Origin of the sequence: Shewanella sp. SM20 (assembly GCF_025654545.1) — a bacterium.
Lineage (GTDB): Bacteria > Pseudomonadota > Gammaproteobacteria > Enterobacterales > Shewanellaceae > Shewanella > Shewanella oncorhynchi.
Genome location: NZ_JAKKRK010000074.1, coordinates 1 through 16,934, shown reverse-complemented (window position 1 = coordinate 16,934; position 16,934 = coordinate 1). Strand labels below are relative to the sequence as shown.

16 protein-coding genes are annotated in these 16,934 nt (G+C 47.4%); 6 read left to right on the top strand and 10 right to left on the bottom strand.

Translation table 11 applies throughout. The features are described from left to right. The coding region (locus L5M18_RS21280; protein WP_263148087.1) for a transposase at positions 1-172 on the bottom strand (172 nt) is incomplete at its 3' end. Between the two features lie 297 nt (positions 173-469). On the opposite strand from L5M18_RS21280, the gene L5M18_RS21275 reads away from it, so the two are divergent. Further along, positions 470-799, top strand: coding sequence for a cysteine-rich CWC family protein (locus tag L5M18_RS21275; RefSeq protein ID WP_263198544.1), 330 nt, complete (start codon positions 470-472; stop codon positions 797-799). 4 nt (positions 800-803) lie between these two features. Here L5M18_RS21275 and L5M18_RS21270 read toward each other — a convergent pair whose 3' ends face one another. Both L5M18_RS21270 and L5M18_RS21265 read right to left on the bottom strand, forming a co-directional pair. Next, positions 804-1,916, bottom strand: coding sequence for an energy transducer TonB (locus L5M18_RS21270; RefSeq protein WP_263198543.1), 1,113 nt, complete (start codon positions 1,914-1,916; stop codon positions 804-806). A 196-nt stretch (positions 1,917-2,112) separates the two neighbouring features. Further along, positions 2,113-2,934, bottom strand: a complete 822-nt coding sequence (locus L5M18_RS21265) for a hydratase (protein WP_263198541.1) — start codon at positions 2,932-2,934, stop codon at positions 2,113-2,115. Positions 2,935-3,252: 318 nt separating this feature from the next. Between L5M18_RS21265 and L5M18_RS21260 the strand changes: the two genes are divergently transcribed. Beyond that, the gene (locus tag L5M18_RS21260) at positions 3,253-4,227 is read left to right on the top strand and encodes a DMT family transporter (protein WP_113940039.1); all 975 of its coding nucleotides are present in this window, start codon (positions 3,253-3,255) and stop codon (positions 4,225-4,227) included. Between the two features lie 29 nt (positions 4,228-4,256). Next, the gene (locus tag L5M18_RS21255) at positions 4,257-4,865 is read left to right on the top strand and encodes an HAD family hydrolase (protein WP_263198540.1); all 609 of its coding nucleotides are present in this window, start codon (positions 4,257-4,259) and stop codon (positions 4,863-4,865) included. A 56-nt stretch (positions 4,866-4,921) separates the two neighbouring features. Here the strand turns inward: L5M18_RS21255 and L5M18_RS21250 are convergent, their stop codons facing one another. From L5M18_RS21250 to uvrA, 6 genes are all read right to left on the bottom strand, one after another. Then, positions 4,922-5,434 carry a hypothetical protein gene (locus tag L5M18_RS21250; RefSeq protein ID WP_263198538.1) on the bottom strand — a complete coding sequence of 171 codons (513 nt, stop codon included), beginning with the start codon at positions 5,432-5,434 and terminating at the stop codon, positions 4,922-4,924. A 153-nt stretch (positions 5,435-5,587) separates the two neighbouring features. Then, on the bottom strand, positions 5,588-5,935 hold the full coding sequence (locus L5M18_RS21245) for a hypothetical protein (protein ID WP_263198536.1): 348 nt from the start codon (positions 5,933-5,935) through the stop codon (positions 5,588-5,590). A 67-nt stretch (positions 5,936-6,002) separates the two neighbouring features. Beyond that, on the bottom strand, positions 6,003-6,158 hold the full coding sequence (locus L5M18_RS21240; RefSeq protein WP_219234525.1) for a hypothetical protein: 156 nt from the start codon (positions 6,156-6,158) through the stop codon (positions 6,003-6,005). 141 nt (positions 6,159-6,299) lie between these two features. After that, positions 6,300-8,222, bottom strand: a complete 1,923-nt coding sequence (locus L5M18_RS21235; protein ID WP_263198534.1) for a DEAD/DEAH box helicase — start codon at positions 8,220-8,222, stop codon at positions 6,300-6,302. 194 nt (positions 8,223-8,416) lie between these two features. Further along, entirely contained in the window at positions 8,417-9,571 is a 1,155-nt protein-coding gene (locus L5M18_RS21230; protein WP_263198532.1) for a M28 family peptidase, read from the bottom strand. Between the two features lie 188 nt (positions 9,572-9,759). Continuing rightward, the gene (gene uvrA / locus L5M18_RS21225; RefSeq protein ID WP_263198531.1) at positions 9,760-12,642 is read right to left on the bottom strand and encodes an excinuclease ABC subunit UvrA; all 2,883 of its coding nucleotides are present in this window, start codon (positions 12,640-12,642) and stop codon (positions 9,760-9,762) included. A 403-nt stretch (positions 12,643-13,045) separates the two neighbouring features. Here uvrA and L5M18_RS21220 point away from each other — a divergent pair, with 403 nt between their 5' ends. Together L5M18_RS21220 and ssb are read left to right on the top strand one after the other, a co-directional pair. After that, a complete protein-coding gene (locus L5M18_RS21220; protein WP_105251336.1) occupies positions 13,046-14,413 on the top strand; it encodes an MFS transporter in 1,368 nt (455 codons plus the stop codon). A 109-nt stretch (positions 14,414-14,522) separates the two neighbouring features. Beyond that, positions 14,523-15,233 carry a single-stranded DNA-binding protein gene (ssb, locus tag L5M18_RS21215; protein WP_011790777.1) on the top strand — a complete coding sequence of 237 codons (711 nt, stop codon included), beginning with the start codon at positions 14,523-14,525 and terminating at the stop codon, positions 15,231-15,233. A 176-nt stretch (positions 15,234-15,409) separates the two neighbouring features. On the opposite strand, the gene L5M18_RS21210 is transcribed toward ssb, so the two are convergent. Next, a complete protein-coding gene (locus L5M18_RS21210; protein ID WP_263198530.1) occupies positions 15,410-16,477 on the bottom strand; it encodes a porin in 1,068 nt (355 codons plus the stop codon). A 313-nt stretch (positions 16,478-16,790) separates the two neighbouring features. On the opposite strand from L5M18_RS21210, the gene L5M18_RS21205 reads away from it, so the two are divergent. Further along, on the top strand, positions 16,791-16,934 hold a 144-nt coding region (locus L5M18_RS21205; RefSeq protein ID WP_263196006.1), incomplete at its 3' end, for a transposase.

Here is a 16,934-nt window from a genome sequence, read left to right as displayed (position 1 = left end):
GTGTGCCACCCTGGCGTTCTAGTTTTAACTGTCTCACCCATTTATCCATAGTGGACTTACCTACGTTCATCGCCTTTGCAGCTTCGATGATGCTATGGTTTTTATCGAGGACTAATTGGGCTGCTTCAAGTTTGAATTCAGCACTAAATGTTTTTCTGGTTGTCGATCTCATGTGTTCACCTAAAGTCATCTACGAGGTAATAATATCACCTCTATTTAGGTGGCCAAAATTAGTGTGCCACTACACTTTGACTTATCTCGGCCGTAAGGCCGCAATCAATATAGCATTGTGCTAAACAGCACCAATATTAGCCTGAGGGGTGAAGCCCCACGACTTTTTAACTAAAGCATTCAAACGTAGTTTGGAAAGTTTTAAAGTCTCACTTTGGTGCCAATCAATTAAGTTTGAGTTGCAAAAATCTATTATGATCTCCGGGCTATAACAACTTATCTTGCTATAAGGATTACCGTGTCTCAGCCATTGGAAGAACCTAAGTTAGAAACTGCGCAAATTTGCCCTCTGTGCCAAGGCGCGAATCAATGTGCTGTGATTTTAGGTAAGGGTATTGAGGATTGTTGGTGCGCTCTGCAAACATTTCCACCTTTGGCCGCCTTGCAAGCGCAAGCATCAGATTCGCCGCTAGGGGTCATCAACCATATTTTACCGTCTGCCGATGCCTGTATTTGCCAAGCTTGTTTAATCCAACTTAAGCAGGGGTTAAGTCAGGGGCAGATTGCAGAGCAGGATGAAAAAAGCCCATCGAGTGTAAGCGATGGGTTAGGGCATGAGGTGAAGTAATGAGTTATCGACCGATTGTGTAATCCAGTTGCACAGTGGTTTGTGCCTCAACGGCTATACCATTTTCAAACTTGGGTGCGTAACGCCATTTATTTAAGGTTTCAATACTCTTTTTTTCAAATAAAGCACCACCCTTAGAGGCTAAAATTTCAGGATTTTTCACGAACCCATGTTCATCGACAGTAAATTTAAGCTGAACCCAGCCACTTTTACGTTGCTTAGCATAGGACATTGGATAGTCTGGTACGATACGGAAAATAGGTTGTTGTTCCTGTGCGTCGGCCCAAGGACGCATTTTGCCGATAGCAATACAGTGGGCGGTGGACTCGTCACGCTTTCCTTGGCGCTCATAGAGTTCGACTAAATAAGCGTGGGCACTTAAGGCATAGGGATGGCTAAAGTTAAGGGCTTCAAACTGCTTCACGACTTCTAAAAGCAATGGCATCGCCTTGTCATCATGCTTTTCTGCATACTCAACTGCACCCACCACATAGGTTGCCTTGACTCTGTCTATGGCGTTCTCTGGTAAAATCTCTTTATAAATATCATAGGCATCGAAGGCATAGCGTCTTACGCTTTTGGTGTATAGCTCTGTATTTGATAAGCGGTTGAAGGCGGCCATTTTTACATCGGCGAGCAGTTTCTTTTTATCGGATTTTTCAGCAATTGCGATAGCAGTAAGCAAATCATTTTTCGCATCTTTGGCTTCAACGGCGGTTTGTGCAGCCCCCAGTAAGGGGTCGATAAGCTCAAGCGCTTCTTTGCCATAATGAACTTTATAGTTTGCAAGAGCGAGCTGATACAACTCATTTGCCTTCGCCGTTTTTGGCAGATTCTTTTCTGCAAATGGGTAAGGGGCGACTTGCTTTTCTATCGCGCTGGCCCAGTTCATGGCGAGATTCGCTAAGTCGACACTGTCTTTGGCATATTGGGCTTCGCCGAGTAGATAAGCGGTTTTTGCGCTTGCTTCAATATTTGCAGCATCGCCTTTTTCTACGGCTGCTTGATAGTCACTATAGGCTTTGGCAAAGCTATTTTCTGAGGCATGCACGCTAAGAGAAGTGCCTAAAGTGAGGGCAAGAAGACAGGCAATTGGCAGCATTTTTCCGTGCGACATTCTATATATCCTTATTATTTATGAATTTAGATGATACATAGGTGTACATTTTGAGGCAAGTTAGTTTGGCTTTTGTTAATGATGCTTGTGGGGAATTCAGATAACTGAGAACTGAGAGCTGAGATTGAAAATAAGCGAGCCCAGCTGAAACTGAGTTCGCTTATTTATCAGTGCCTTGTCGTTTTACTCGCTGCAATCACTTAGCAGTGAAAGTCACTGCGAACTGTCCAAGCGCGCCGTATTCAAATTTGCAGATCTGTGCCAATGGCAGATCGAGGACGCCAGCGTAAGAGCCTGTGATCACATATTGCCCTTGAGTTAAGCTAATGCCTTGGGCGGATAAAAAGTTAACTAACCAGTAGAGTCCCGCCTTAGGGAAACCGTTAGGATGAATGGCGGATTTTTGCAGTGTGTCGCTTTGCTGGTGCTCGCCATTGGCAATATCAACGCTGAGTTCAAAACAGCTCGTCTCTAAACCTTCTTGCGGATTAAGCACTGGCCCTAACCACAGTCCTTGATTGACTAAGCCATCGGCGAGGGCATCAAAATGCGTCGCTTCACTGGGTGTGTGGTAGCGGCTTTTGATCAATTCCAAGGCTAAGCGTGTGTGGCCTAAGGCCTCGTCGATTTCAGCCTCTGTGTAAGGCGTGCTTCTTGGCGGTAAATCGCGAGCAATCTCGAAGGCGAGTTCGGGTTCGACTCGGGCCAGGCCTTTAGTCGATGGATAGAGTGGGCAAGTGGTCGATTGTTGATATACATCATCTTGATAAATAGGCGCTACGACGGTTTTTTCCGCCGTTGGTAATAGGCATTTCCACGCCGCGATAGGATTGTTATCGCTTGCTTTAAATATTTCTGCTACGGCTTGTTGAATAGCGAAGGCCTGTTCGAAGCTGGTTGGCCTCAGTTCTGGGATCAGTAAATCGCCGCTCGTGCCTGCTGCGCGGCGCTCGGCTAATTCTTTGGCTGCGGTATTAATATGCGTTTTAACTTGTTCGATCGTGGCGGTAGATAACATTAACTTTCCTATTTAAAGCGTTAGCTTAAAAAGAAGTGGCCTAGAGAGTGTGTGACAGAAGCCATTTTTATGGGCCAAATATACTCGGTTATTGGCAACGCGGGAAATGCCAATGTTGGCTTTCGGGGTAAATCTGCTGCAGTTGAATCAAGAGTGCGGCCAATATTCCAATTATCGTAAGATGTTGAAACTTGCCTCACATAAGTGTCAGCTAAAGTATCCAATCTAACGCGAATGTTTCCATGCTGATCCGCTAGATATTGTGTTGGCTCAGTGCCAGAATGGCTGTCCATTTTGCGGTTTCTACTGGACTCCTCCGTGAACCTTAGCCATAACGCCCCTCAGGCAAATAATCATGCTCAACTCGGGCTCCTGTTCATCTCAGTTGCGGTTTTATTTTGGGGCATGTTACCTATAGCATTAAAGCTCTCTGCGGCCTTTATTGATCCCGTAACTCTTACTTGGTTTCGTTTTCTGGTCGCGCTTTTAGTCAGCATAGTGATCCAATGGAGCGCAGGTAGTCTTAAGCAATTTGCAGCACTCGATGCCAAAGTTTGGTTAAGGTTAGTGCTTGCTGGCATCTTCTTGATGCTCAATTATGTGTCTTTTGTTTACTCACTCGATTACCTCGCACCCGGCGCCGCCCAACTTAATTTCCAGACTTCGCCCTTTTTCCTCGCGTTTGGTGGTGTGTTGTTTTTTAAGGAACGGCTTAATGCGGTGCAACTCAGCTGTTTTGCAACCTTAGCTTTAGGTATGTTGATGTTTTTCCATCCTAATTTAAATTTTTCTGGGGCTAATAATCATCAGGTTTGGATTGGGGTGATGATCATCCAGTTCTCAGCACTGTCGTGGACTAGCTATGCCTTATTGCAAAAATCCTTACTGAATCGTTTGTCGCCCGCGAACGTGCTCTTAGTGATCTATGGCTTAGGTATTTTCGTAATGGCTCCCTTTAGCGACTTTAGTCAGTTTGTCCGTATGGACAGCTTCGATTGGCAGATAGCACTGTTTTGCGCCGCCAATACCTTGATCGCCTATGGCTGTTTTGGCCAGTCGATGAAGTATTGGCCGACGGCGCAGGTCAGTGCCATGTTGGCCCTAACGCCAGTATTTAGCTTTAGTGCCACGGCGTTAGTGGTGAGTCTTGGCTGGTGGCCAGAAGTATTCCGCGCTGATGAATTAGATGGTTTATCTCTGCTGGGGATTGGCGTGATTATTGTGTCTGTGATGGTGGTGCAATTGCTGCCTATGTACCGTAATCGTCAGGCGAAGCGTTTGCAGGCTGTCTAACGCAGACATTTTATCTATGGGAAAGGCCAGTGATCACTAGACTCAGCGAATTAAAACTCCAGGATATCCGTGGCGTCATCTTCGATCTCGACGGCACCTTAGCGCATTCTAATCCCGATTTTGCTGGGCTGCGGCGTGAGTTGGGGATTCATTCTGGTACAGATATCTTGGCCCATGTCGAGAGTCTCAGTACTGATGAAGCACGGGCTAAGGCGTTAGACATTGTCCATGAGTACGAAAGACAAAGTTCACTCAAGGCCAGTTGGATTGATGGCGCGAGGGAGCTTATCGAATGCCTACGGGCCAAGTCACTGCCCTTGGCTATTTTGACTCGCAATATGCCAGAAGCGGCGCAAATCACTATCGATAAACTCGGCATAGATATCGCTCTGGTATTAACGCGCTATGATGCGCAGCCTAAGCCGCATCCCGAAGGTATTCATCTTATTTGCCAGCAGTGGCAACTCGCGCCCGCAGAGATCTTGTATGTGGGCGATTATCTGTTTGATCTACAAACTGCGCGCAATGCGGGTAGTCACTGCGCCCTCTATTGCCCTGAAACTATTCCCGACTATGCCCAAGCGGCTGATTTACTGGTCTCTTGCTACCACAGCCTGATTAAAGCATGGCCTAAATAATTTATGCTTATGCGGTTAACCTGTTTAGCCGCATATATCTCAATTAACTCCTGTGACTACTTAGGTAATTGCTTACAAAGGTCATCAAATAGTGCAAAACTTTCCGTTAGCACCGTCTGTAATTGATCTTCGTTATAGCACCATGGCTGGCGTTGTGTACGCCAGTCGTTATCCCAGTCAATCTCTTCACCTCGCGCTAACCGCTCTGCAACGGCAATCTGTTGATAGGAGCCGCCACCGATGCGCTTATCTTCACGCCACAAGTCAAAGTTAAAAACTACCCACTGCCGCATCTCCATCATAAGCGTCATATGCGGGTAGGCGAACTTTTTCTCATTTAGCTTGTAATATCCCCCCTCGCTTGTATAAAAACGAATCGGATATGGGAACTGGGCAACCAGTGCTTGTTGACGCTCGGACGGCACCTTAGGATTAAAATCGCCAGGGAGCTTAGGAAAGCGCGCTAACATGGAGGCATAGCGATCGGCAAAATTAACCTCGCGTGCAATGGTAATCACGGGTTGTGATACTTTGTTTAGAATAAATTCACGTTCTTCATTGTCTAACATATCGTCATCCATCTTGACTGTTTATGGTGTTATTACCGCAGCCGTTAAAAGCTAATATCCAATATTTCAATTGATTAAAAATGTTCGGTCAATATCAACGTCGCTTTTATCGCTACGGCCTCGCTAAGAGTCAGAAGATATTTAGCGGTTACTTTATGTATCCAGCTTATCTTGCTTAAGCCCAAGCCGAATACTGTCGACTAATGCCACTAACCAGCAGAGTAAAAAGCCATAGAGCAGCTCATTGGCATTGGCAATTGTGGTCTGGGTTTGTTGCGTGATTTCGGCAGAAATCACGCCAATATCAAGCGGTAAGGTGCCGTTTTGAATATCTAAGGCGATCACTTGTGCCACTTGATAGATTTGCATGAGCAACAGCACAAGACTCACGACCGCTAAGCTAAAAAATACCAGTGCCGAGCGTTTATGTTTTAGGTAAAAATGGCCGCTGCCGGGGGCGACAAAGGCGGATAACAGGCCGGCGTTAAAGGCTTTTTTCATCGAAATACACTAGATGCGTTGCTAAAGACTAAGTCGACACTAATAGACATGTTGGCTTAACTGCAAGTTAATTTGCCATTGTGACTAACATTCCAATAAAGCCCGCAAACAGAGTGCAACCGACAAGTACCATGATTAATAAAGTTTTATCTTTGTGGCATGACTTAGCGAGTTCGGGCAGTGCCGAGGTAAATGGGGAAGTGATCAGTGCTAAAAAATCCATTTTATATCCTTAAACTAGGCATTCTTGCACTGACTATATCAGCTTGAAATATCAACTGGCCAGTGTGCTTTGAGCTAGTGCGATGTTAAGACAACAAAAAAGGAGCCTAGGCTCCTTTTTTAGTCTCTAGCTTAAGCTAGATTAGTCTTCACGTGGTTTACGTGGCTTACGCTCACCGGCAGGTTTGTCTGCACGAGGTTTTCGGTCAGCAAATGGCTTATCACCAGTAGACGCAGCGCGAGGCTTACGATCACCCGCTGGGCGGTCACCTGTTGGACGATCGCCACGTGGTTTACGGTCACCAGCAGGACGCTCTGAACGAGCACTGCGGCCTGAATCAACAAATACTTGATCGCCAGCTTCGCGGATGTTCAATGGCTTGCCACAAACACGTACTTTACGTAGGTGCTGTAACACGTCTTTTGGCATGCCGTCTGGCAGGTCAACAGTGGTCACTGCATCGTAAAGTTGGATTGCGCCAATGTAACGGCTGTCGATGTTAGCTTCGTTCGCGATAGCGCCAACGATGTTACCCACACCTACACCATTCTCACGACCTACGTCGATCACGTAACGGCACATTTTCAAATCTGGGTTGTCTTTCAACGCTTCAGCTGAGCCTAAGCTTGCTGGCATTGGACGCGGTTCGCGACTTCTGCGTTCACCACGCTCACCACCACGGTCATTACGATCACTTCCGCGGTCGCTACGTTCAGTGCGCTCACTGCGTTCATCACGAACACGTTCTTGAATTGCTGGCAATTGCAAAGGACGTTCTTGTTGAACTTGCTGTAACAAAGCTGCGGCTAGCAGATCGGTATCGACTTCTAACTGTTGGCATAATTGAGCAACAGCTTCTTTCATGAAATCTAAATCGCCGTTGATTGTTTCAGCCAATTGCTCACCTAAGCGAGACAGACGACGTTCTGCAACTGTCTCTGGGCTTGGGATTTTCATTGGTGAAATGCGGCTGTTAGTTGAACGTTCGATAGTGCGCAGCATGCGCATTTCACGGCTCGTTACAAACAGGATCGCCATACCAGTACGGCCAGCACGGCCTGTACGGCCAATACGGTGTACATAAGCTTCGGCATCATACGGAATATCGTAGTTCACAACGTGACCTATACGCTCAACGTCAAGACCACGGGCCGCAACGTCAGTCGCGATCAGAATGTCTAACTTGCCACGTTTCAGTTGATCAACTGCACGCTCACGGGCTTGCTGGTTCATGTCACCGTGTAGTGGTGATGAAGCATAACCGCGGGCTTCTAACTTTTCAGCTAACTCAACACATGAGTTACGAGTACGGACGAATATGATCACACCTTCAGTGTTTTCAACTTCTAATACACGTACTAAAGCTTCAAGTTTGTTGTGTTGTGATACTTGTACGAAACGCTGTTCGATTGACTCAACCGTAGTTTGGCTTGATTCGATACGAACATGTACAGGATTACGTAAGTGCTGGTTAGCTACACGCTTAATTTGCTCTGGCATAGTGGCAGAGAATAACGCCAGTTGGCGCTCGCTTGGCGTGTGCTCAAGGATCCATTCGATATCATCGATGAAGCCCATTTTTAACATTTCATCGGCTTCATCGAGCACTAAGGCTTGTAATGAATCGAGTTTCAAGGTGCCGCGACGCATATGGTCCATAACACGACCAGGCGTACCAACGATAACTTGTGGGCCACGTTTCAGGGCATTCAACTGTTGTTGCATGCTTTGGCCGCCATAAATAGGAAGAACGTGGAAATTCTTCATAAATTTGGCATAGCTACTGAACGCTTCAGCAACCTGCACGGCTAATTCACGTGTTGGTGCTAATACTAAAATTTGCGGTGTAGTTTGGCTGGTAACTTTGTTTAATAGTGGTAACGCGAAGGCGCCAGTTTTACCTGTACCTGTTTGCGCTTGACCTAAAATATCTTTGCCAGCCATAAGTGGATCGATACTGGCTGATTGGATTGGCGTTGGTTTTTCATAACCTAGCTCGTCAAGAGCACGCAACAAATTCTCGGATAGGCCGAGTTCACGGAAAGTTCTTTCATCGGATGACATTGGGTTGTAGCCTTGTGGATGCGCGCGCGAAATGGCGCTAAAGTTTCACAGACAGAAAATCAACCCCGTGTCGATTTCCCGCGAACGACGGATTATAGCAGCATGGCGGCCACTTTACCAATCAGAGTCACGCTATTTAACCTGTTTTCTGCATTTTTTTCGCTAAAACTGAGCAAGAAACGCGCCACTTCCCATTAATTCTTTAAATATTCAACATTTAATTGAAGTAACTCGAATGCTGACTCTGTCACTGCCGCAAGAAAAGTGATGTCGATTGTCGCGACGGTATCCTCTGGTGTGTGATATTGGGGATGGGTCGGCACACCAAAATACAGCCAAGGGATATTCGCTTTGTGGAAGGGGTAATGATCCGACGCCCGCAGCCAATCGGTACTTTGTATGCTTCGACCAACGGGTTTAGGGTGCGTGAGTTTAATGCAAAGTCGGTTCTGCTGATTCAGTAGGGGTTTAAATTGATTGAACTGAGTGAAGTTTCGACTTCCCTCTAGGTAAATCGCATAGGGCCTGCCGGGGTGACTCACCATATCTAAATTCAACATCAGCTCAAAAGTCGCTTCTGGCAGGCGGGTTTTGAGTTGCTCTACCAAGGCGATACTGCCATAGAGCCCAGGTTCTTCGGCATCGGTTGCTACAAACATCAGGTTTACCTTAGGCAAGGTATTGGGTTGTAGGGCAAATTGCTGTTGCCAATGTTTGGCAATAGCGAGCATAGCAGCGACGCCGGAGGCATTATCATCGGCGCCGTGGTAAATCTTGCTGCCGCTCATGCCTAAGTGATCATAGTGGGCGACGATAATGCGCCATCGATTCGTCGGTTCTGCCGCCATCGCGGTGGCGACCACGTTGGCGCCGTTTTCTTGGGTGAAGAAGGTTTTATATTCAAAGGGCACGATAAAGTCCGCTCCCCAAGGCTGTAAACCTAGCCCCTGAAATTGCTGCTTTATATAGTCACGACTTTTTGCCGCACCTTGAGTTTGGGTTTTGCGGCCTTCAAATTCATCCGAGCTTAATACTGTGACTGTCGCTTGTAACTCTGTGGGCTCGGCCCAAGTGAGTTTTAGCTCTGTGCGTGCACAGGTTTCGGCTGAGTTAGCGCAACCAGTGAGGGTGGCTACAACAAAGCAGGCCAGTGCAAATAAGCCAAGTCTTTGGGATTGATGTCTTATAAGGTGCATGATCTTGAACTTGGCGAGCAGCTGACCGATACGACTGTGGTTGAATAGAGTCAATGCGCTTAGGTTTATGTCGCTTAGATTTTTACTTAAAAGTGATTGATACTGCCTCGGTAATATAAGGTGAGTCACTGGGGACTGAGTGCTATCACGCATGGACATTCCTTATCGCTGAAGCCTTCGCCAGAAGATGAATATCATCTTTGCCTAAATCCGATTCTAATTCAATGAGATCTATATGTATGCGATAGCTTAAGCATATTGGATTGCTGAGCGAAAAAAAGCGCAGTGCTTAGGGCGACTGCGCTTTTATTATTCAGACCAACTGCGGCATGAGCCGAATGTTAAGCCCTAGCTTTATTGGCCTTTGCCAGCTCGATATCCCGTTTTAGCAGTGGCTTTAAGAAGCGTGCCGTGTGGGAGGTTGGATGCTCGGCGACTTCTTCCGGCGTGCCTGTGGCTAAAATCATACCGCCACCACCGCCACCTTCTGGGCCTAAGTCGATAATCCAGTCTGCGGTTTTGATCACATCCAGATTATGCTCAATCACCACAATCGTGTTGCCGTGGGATTTGAGACGATGCAACACGTCGAGCAGCAATTGAATATCGGCAAAATGTAAGCCCGTGGTCGGTTCATCCAAGATATACAAGGTTTGGCCCGTGTCACGCTTAGACAACTCTTTGGCAAGTTTCACCCTTTGGGCTTCGCCACCCGAAAGTGTTGTCGCACTTTGGCCGAGACGCACATAGGACAAACCCACATCCATCAAGGTTTGTAGCTTACGGGCAATGGCAGGTACGGCATCGAAGAACTGACGCGCATCTTCCACTGTCATCTGCAGTACTTCGTGAATATTCTTGCCTTTATAGCGTACTTCTAAGGTTTCGCGGTTATAGCGCTTACCTTTACAGGAATCGCAGGGTACATACACATCGGGTAGGAAGTGCATTTCGACCTTGATCAAGCCATCGCCTTGGCAAGCCTCACAGCGTCCACCTTTTACGTTAAAGGAGAAACGGCCGACCTGGTAACCGCGAGTCCTCGACTCTTGGGTTCCGGCAAAAATCTCGCGAATTGGGGTGAAGATGCCTGTATAAGTGGCCGGATTTGAGCGCGGTGTGCGGCCAATCGGGCTTTGGTCGATATCGACCACTTTGTCGCACAGTTCCATCCCTTCGATACGGTCATAGGGTGATGGCTCATCCACAGTCGCTCCGTTGAGCATTCTATGGGCGATCTTGAAGAAGGTATCGTTGATTAAGGTCGATTTACCCGAACCCGATACGCCCGTAACACAAGTGAATAGGCCAATAGGAATGGTTAAATCCACATTGCGCAGGTTGTTGCCGCGCGCGCCAAACAACTCAATCACTTGAGTTTTGTCGAATGGAATGCGCGGCGTATCGATATGAATGCTGCGCTTACCGGAAATATATTGGCCGGTGACCGATTCTTCACAGGCGATGATCTTCTCAATTGGACCGTCACAAATCACTTCGCCGCCGTGTACACCTGCGCCAGGGCCGATATCGATCACGTGATCCGCCATACGGATCGCATCTTCGTCATGCTCAACCACAATCACAGTGTTGCCCAAATCCCGCAGGTGGATAAGCGTCTGCAGCAGACGTTCGTTATCCCTTTGATGCAGACCAATTGAGGGTTCGTCGAGCACATACATTACGCCGACGAGTCCGGCGCCAATTTGGCTGGCGAGTCGAATCCGTTGGGCTTCACCGCCCGAGAGGGTTTCCGCCGAGCGTGATAGGCTCAAATAATTGAGGCCCACGTTCACGAGGAAGCCTAAGCGATCGCGGATTTCTTTTAAAATCTTCTCGGCGATCTGCGCCTTTTGGCCACTAAATTCGACTTTCTCGAAGTAGTCCAAGGCTTCGCCAATCGACCAAGTGGTGAGTTGTGGCAGGTTGATATCACCTAAAAACACGTTACGGGCTTCTTCGCGTAAGCGCGAGCCACCACAGCTTTGACAAGCTTGGGTATTGATAAACTTGGCTAATTCGTCACGTACCGAGTTGCTTTCGGTTTCGCGATAGCGCCTGTCCATGTTGTTTAGAATGCCTTCGAAGGGGTGATTACGCACCACCACATCACCGCGGTCATTAATGTATTTAAAGGCAATACTTTCTTTACCTGAGCCGTAAAGTACGATTTTACGGACTTTTTCGCTAAGCTGCTCGTAGGGCACTTCGACATCGAACTTATAGTGTTCGGCGAGTGAGCTAAGCATTTGGAAATAGTAGAAGTTGCGTCTATCCCAGCCGCGAATCGCACCGCCCGCCAGTGAAAGCTCGGTATTGGTGATCACGCGCTCAGGATCGAAAAATTGTTGTACCCCTAAACCATCACAGGTTTGGCACGCGCCGGCTGGATTGTTAAAGGAGAAGATCCTTGGCTCTAATTCCGCCATCGAATAACCGCAGTGCGGGCAGGCAAAGTTGGCCGAGAAGATCAGTTCTTCGCCTTTGGATTTACCAGTACCCGTGTCGTCTTCCATGCTGGCAACGGTCGCTATGCCGCCGGAGAGTTCTAGCGCAGTTTCGAAGGATTCCGCTAAGCGTTGCTTGATATCGTCACGCACTTTAAAACGGTCGACAACCACTTCAATCGTGTGTTTAACGTGTAAGTCTAAGGTTGGCGGATCGGTTAAGTCACACACTTCACCGTCGATACGTGCACGGATATAACCCTGTGCCGATAGACCTTCGAGCAATTTAACGTGTTCACCCTTACGAGCGTTGACCACAGGTGCGAGCAGCATTAAGCGGCTGTCTTGGGGCATTTCCAACACTTTATCCACCATCTGGCTGACGGTTTGTGCCGCCAAGGGTTGATTGTGTGTCGGACAACGCGGCTCACCCACACGGGCAAACATCAAGCGCAGGTAATCATAAATTTCGGTAATCGTGCCCACGGTTGAACGTGGGTTATGGGAGGTGGATTTTTGCTCTATGGATATCGCCGGGCTTAAGCCTTCGATATGGTCCACATCGGGCTTTTCCATTAAACTCAAAAATTGGCGAGCATAGGCAGATAGGGACTCGACATAACGTCGCTGGCCCTCGGCATATAAAGTATCGAAAGCGAGGGAGGATTTGCCAGATCCCGATAAGCCCGTGATGACAATCAGTTTATCCCTTGGGATAGTCAGGTTGATATTCTTGAGATTGTGGGTGCGTGCGCCGCGTATTTCAATCTTATCCATCTATCGCTCTAATGCCATATGCTTAAAAAAATGAGCACAAGTATCGCACAGTTCCGCCGCTGAGTTTAGTTGATTCTGTGATCTGCACCAATCCTAGGGCTGGCACTGGCTTTAAGTCGGCCTGCTTTGCGGGATGTTGTGGATGGAATGGATTAACTAAGATTAATACTGTTGTTGCGCACTGACTCACAGGACAATTGTGAACACTATGTTAGACTCATTCCCCTGTGTCTGAGCGTTAAAAATAAAGATGTTAACTCAGACACAGTCAATATAGGTCCGTGATAAACGGGATAAAAGCTAAGTGTATAGTCAGTGGTTTAGGCCACTATTTCCTTTTGAGCAAATCCTTTTGGGTGTGGTAACATGCGCCCCTTAAAAGACTTCAATCCAGGGCAAAATCATGGGTAACAACGGACTTTCGGGTACTGAGAAAAAAGTCGCGTTTTCTTTAGCCAGTGTATTTGGTTTGCGCATGATGGGCTTGTTTATGATCATGCCCGTCTTTGCACTTTATGGTCAGCATCTTGAAGGCTTTTCGCCTCTGTGGGTGGGTATTGCTATCGGCGCCTATGGCCTGACTCAAGCCGTGCTGCAAATCCCTATGGGGATTTTATCTGACAAATATGGTCGCAAGCCGATTATTCTTGGTGGCTTAGTGTTGTTTGCTATTGGCAGTGTTATCGCTGCTAATGCAGATACGATTTATGGCGTTGTCTTTGGTCGAGCTGTACAGGGTATGGGCGCGATTGCCGCTGCCGTGCTGGCGCTTGCCGCAGATTTAACCCGCGACGAGCAGCGCACTAAGGTGATGGCGATTATTGGCATGTGTATCGGGTTATCTTTTGCCCTGTCTTTGCTAATGGGACCTATCGTCGCGCAACATCTTGGGTTGACTGGATTGTTTTGGTTAACGGCGGTATTGGCTATTGTCGGTATGCTGTTGATCCAGTTTTTAGTGCCTAATCCCATCACTCAGGCGCCGAAGGGAGACACTCTAGCTACGCCCGCTAAGCTCAAACGTATGTTCCTCGAGCCGCAATTATTTAGGCTTAACGCTGGGATTTTTATCCTGCATTTAGTGCTCACCGCAGTATTTGTGGCACTGCCGCTGGATCTGGTGGATGCGGGTCTAGTGAAAGAAAAACATTGGATGCTGTATTTCCCCGCTTTTGTGGGCGCATTTATTTTGATGGTGCCGTTAATCATCATAGGGGTTAAGCGCAAAAATACTAAGGCGATGTTCCAAATTGCCCTCGTGATAATGATAGTGGCATTGCTGGCGATGGCCGCATTTGCGAGCAATCTTTGGGTATTGAGTTTTGCCGTGGTGCTCTTCTTTACTGGGTTTAACTATTTAGAAGCTTCACTGCCAAGTTTGATTGCCAAATTTTGCCCCGTCGGCGAAAAAGGTTCGGCCATGGGCGTGTATTCTACTAGCCAATTTTTAGGGGCTTTTTGTGGTGGTATGCTCGGTGGTGGTGCTTTCCAGCTCGTGGGCGCAGTCGGGGTATTTATTGTTGCCGTGATCTTAATGTCTATTTGGTTATTCCTGACATTAGGCATGCAAAACCCTGTGTTGTTAAAGAGTTACACCTTAGAAGCCGAAGTCAAAGACAAGGCACAAGCGCGGGATATGGCGACTCAGTTATCCCAATTAATGGGCGTCGTCGAAGCGATCGTCGTGCTGGACGAGAAAGTGGCCTACTTAAAGGTTGATGAGCATTTCGATTTAAGAGAAGCACGAGCTGTGTTAGGCTCTGCTCAATAATATCTGGGTCTGCCGTGTGGTATTTGGGGAAGCTGATTTTCCTCTATGGCGACACAGATAAACAACATACTGAATTAATAGATTATTTAAAGAATCGCAGGAGATTTCAATGGCCAGTCGTGGTGTTAACAAGGTAATTTTGGTTGGCAATTTGGGACAAGATCCAGAAGTGCGTTATATGCCAAACGGTAATGCAGTCGCAAATATCACAGTAGCGACTAGCGAATCGTGGAAAGACCAACAGGGTCAACAGCAAGAGCGTACTGAATGGCACCGTGTGGTTCTGTTCGGCAAATTAGCTGAAATTACAGGTGAATACCTGCGTAAAGGTTCACAGGTTTACCTTGAAGGTAAGCTGCAAACTCGTAAGTGGAAAGACCAAAGTGGTCAAGACCGTTACAGCACTGAAGTGGTTATCGACCAAAGCGGTAGCATGCAAATGCTAGGTAGCCGTGGTCAAGGTGGACAAGCACAAGGCGCGCCAATGGGCGGCGGCATGCCACAAAACGCAGGTTATCAATCTGCACCACAACAAGCCGCGCCTGCGCAAAATCAATATGCGCCAGCGCCTCAAGCAGCACCTGCTTACCAAGCGCCAGCTCAGCAACAATATGCTCCGCCAGCACCTGCCCAGCAGCAAGGTTATGGTCAGCCACAGGCTCAACAACCACAACAAGGTGGTTATGCGCCTAAGCCACAAGCCGCTCCAGCACCAGCTTATCAAGCGCCTGCAGCACCGGCACAGCGTCCTGCGCCACAACCACAGCAAAACTTCACTCCAGATTTGGATGATGGCTGGGATGACGATATTCCGTTTTAATTTGGAACGTATCGAAGCATAAAGACGGTATCGTCTTAAATAAGCAAAGCCACGCGAGTCGTGGCTTTGTTGTTTCTTGTTTTTATGCTTTTAAGTTTAGTGCTGTGAGCCCGTGGGCGAGGTTGCTAAATCTTTCACCTCGCTTGCTCACATAACGATACGTTTGAGATAGAAACTTAGAACGTATAATCGAAGTTATAACGCATGCCTAGCATGATCTGGTCATTGGTTTCGCGGTATTCAAAATCTGTTTTTTGATATTCGATGAAGGTGCTGAATTTCGGTGTTTTATGCCATTCCAGCGTAGTGTTATAGGCATTGTATTTCGCGGAGGTGATGTCATTGTCGCCATCGTCATATCTGGACACGCCTAGCTTGATTTTATAGCTGTCAGTGATGGGATAACTTGCAACCACATCCAGTGTTGAACCATCCAATGTTGTGCCATCGACGCTGTCTTTTTCAATGTTTTGGTAGGCTGCGGCGAGGAACAGAGAATTGAAATTTTTCGCTAGGGTTACACCGAATGTATTTTCATCCTTGTTGTCTTCTAACTCTTTATTATAAAAAGCCGCGGCAATGTAGATGAAGTCGGTTTTATAACGGATACCCGCGTTAACGAAGTCGCTGCCGCCACTGCCTTTATTGCCGTCGAATTGCGCATCGGCCGAAAATAACAGGTCGCCAAATTCTTTACGATAGGTCACTAGGTTATTGAGTCTGAAGGGGCTCGCACTGTCATAGGCGAGTGGGGTTCCTGAGCGATTAAAGATGTCGACGGGATCGGAAATGATTTCCTGGGTGACGGCTTGTTTACCTATGGCTACGCTACCAAAAAATCCCTTTAATCCGACATAGGCTTTGCGTGCATCGCCAAAGTCGCCGTCATCTTTGATATCGACCTTAAATTCCCCTTTCGCAAACCCGACTAAGCCATTGCCAAGTTGGTGTTCTGCGGCAAAGCCAATTCGCGAGTTCGCATCGCCCACATCCCACACATCGTCCGAGTTAGTGTGGGTCAGGCCGAAAGTCGGGCGTAAAGAACCATAAAAATTAAACTGAGTATCCGATAAAACCGATGCCTCTTTTTCTTGGGCTTCGAGCATGGCGAGTCTTTGCTGAATTTGTTGTAACTCAGTGCGTAACTCGTCATTGGTTGCAGCGGTATCATTGGCTTGAACAGCAAAGATAGGTGTGGCAAAGCTCAGCACAAGTATGGCTGATGTGAGTTTAGACGGTTTCATTTATGTTTCCTTACATAACAACTACTAGCGTGCCGTTAATGGATTTTGTTGCCGATGGAACAGTACTGCTAGTAGTAAGGATCTGCACTTGTGATAGTGCTCAAGGGGGCGCCTAGCTCAGAGGCAAGGCGTCGCATATCTGCAGCGGGCAGATATGATTTGCCCGCTGGTTTGGGAAAGGTGTTGCCCTAAAACCCCGCTAATGCAGCTGTCTCTTCTACACAAATCCCTCGGTTTGCCCCGAGGGATTTTTTTGAACCATTTTCAATTACCCTGATCTGATCCTGACCTTTTGTTTCAGATACCACATACCATGTTTTTAAGTGAACCATCACTCTGGGCACAAAGCATTTTTCAGCGCGCACAATTAGGGGATGTACGAAGGACCAAACGGCTTGTACAGTTGGCGGCTCAACTTGCAGCTCATACAGGACAATCTATCGTGCAATCTCTTTCA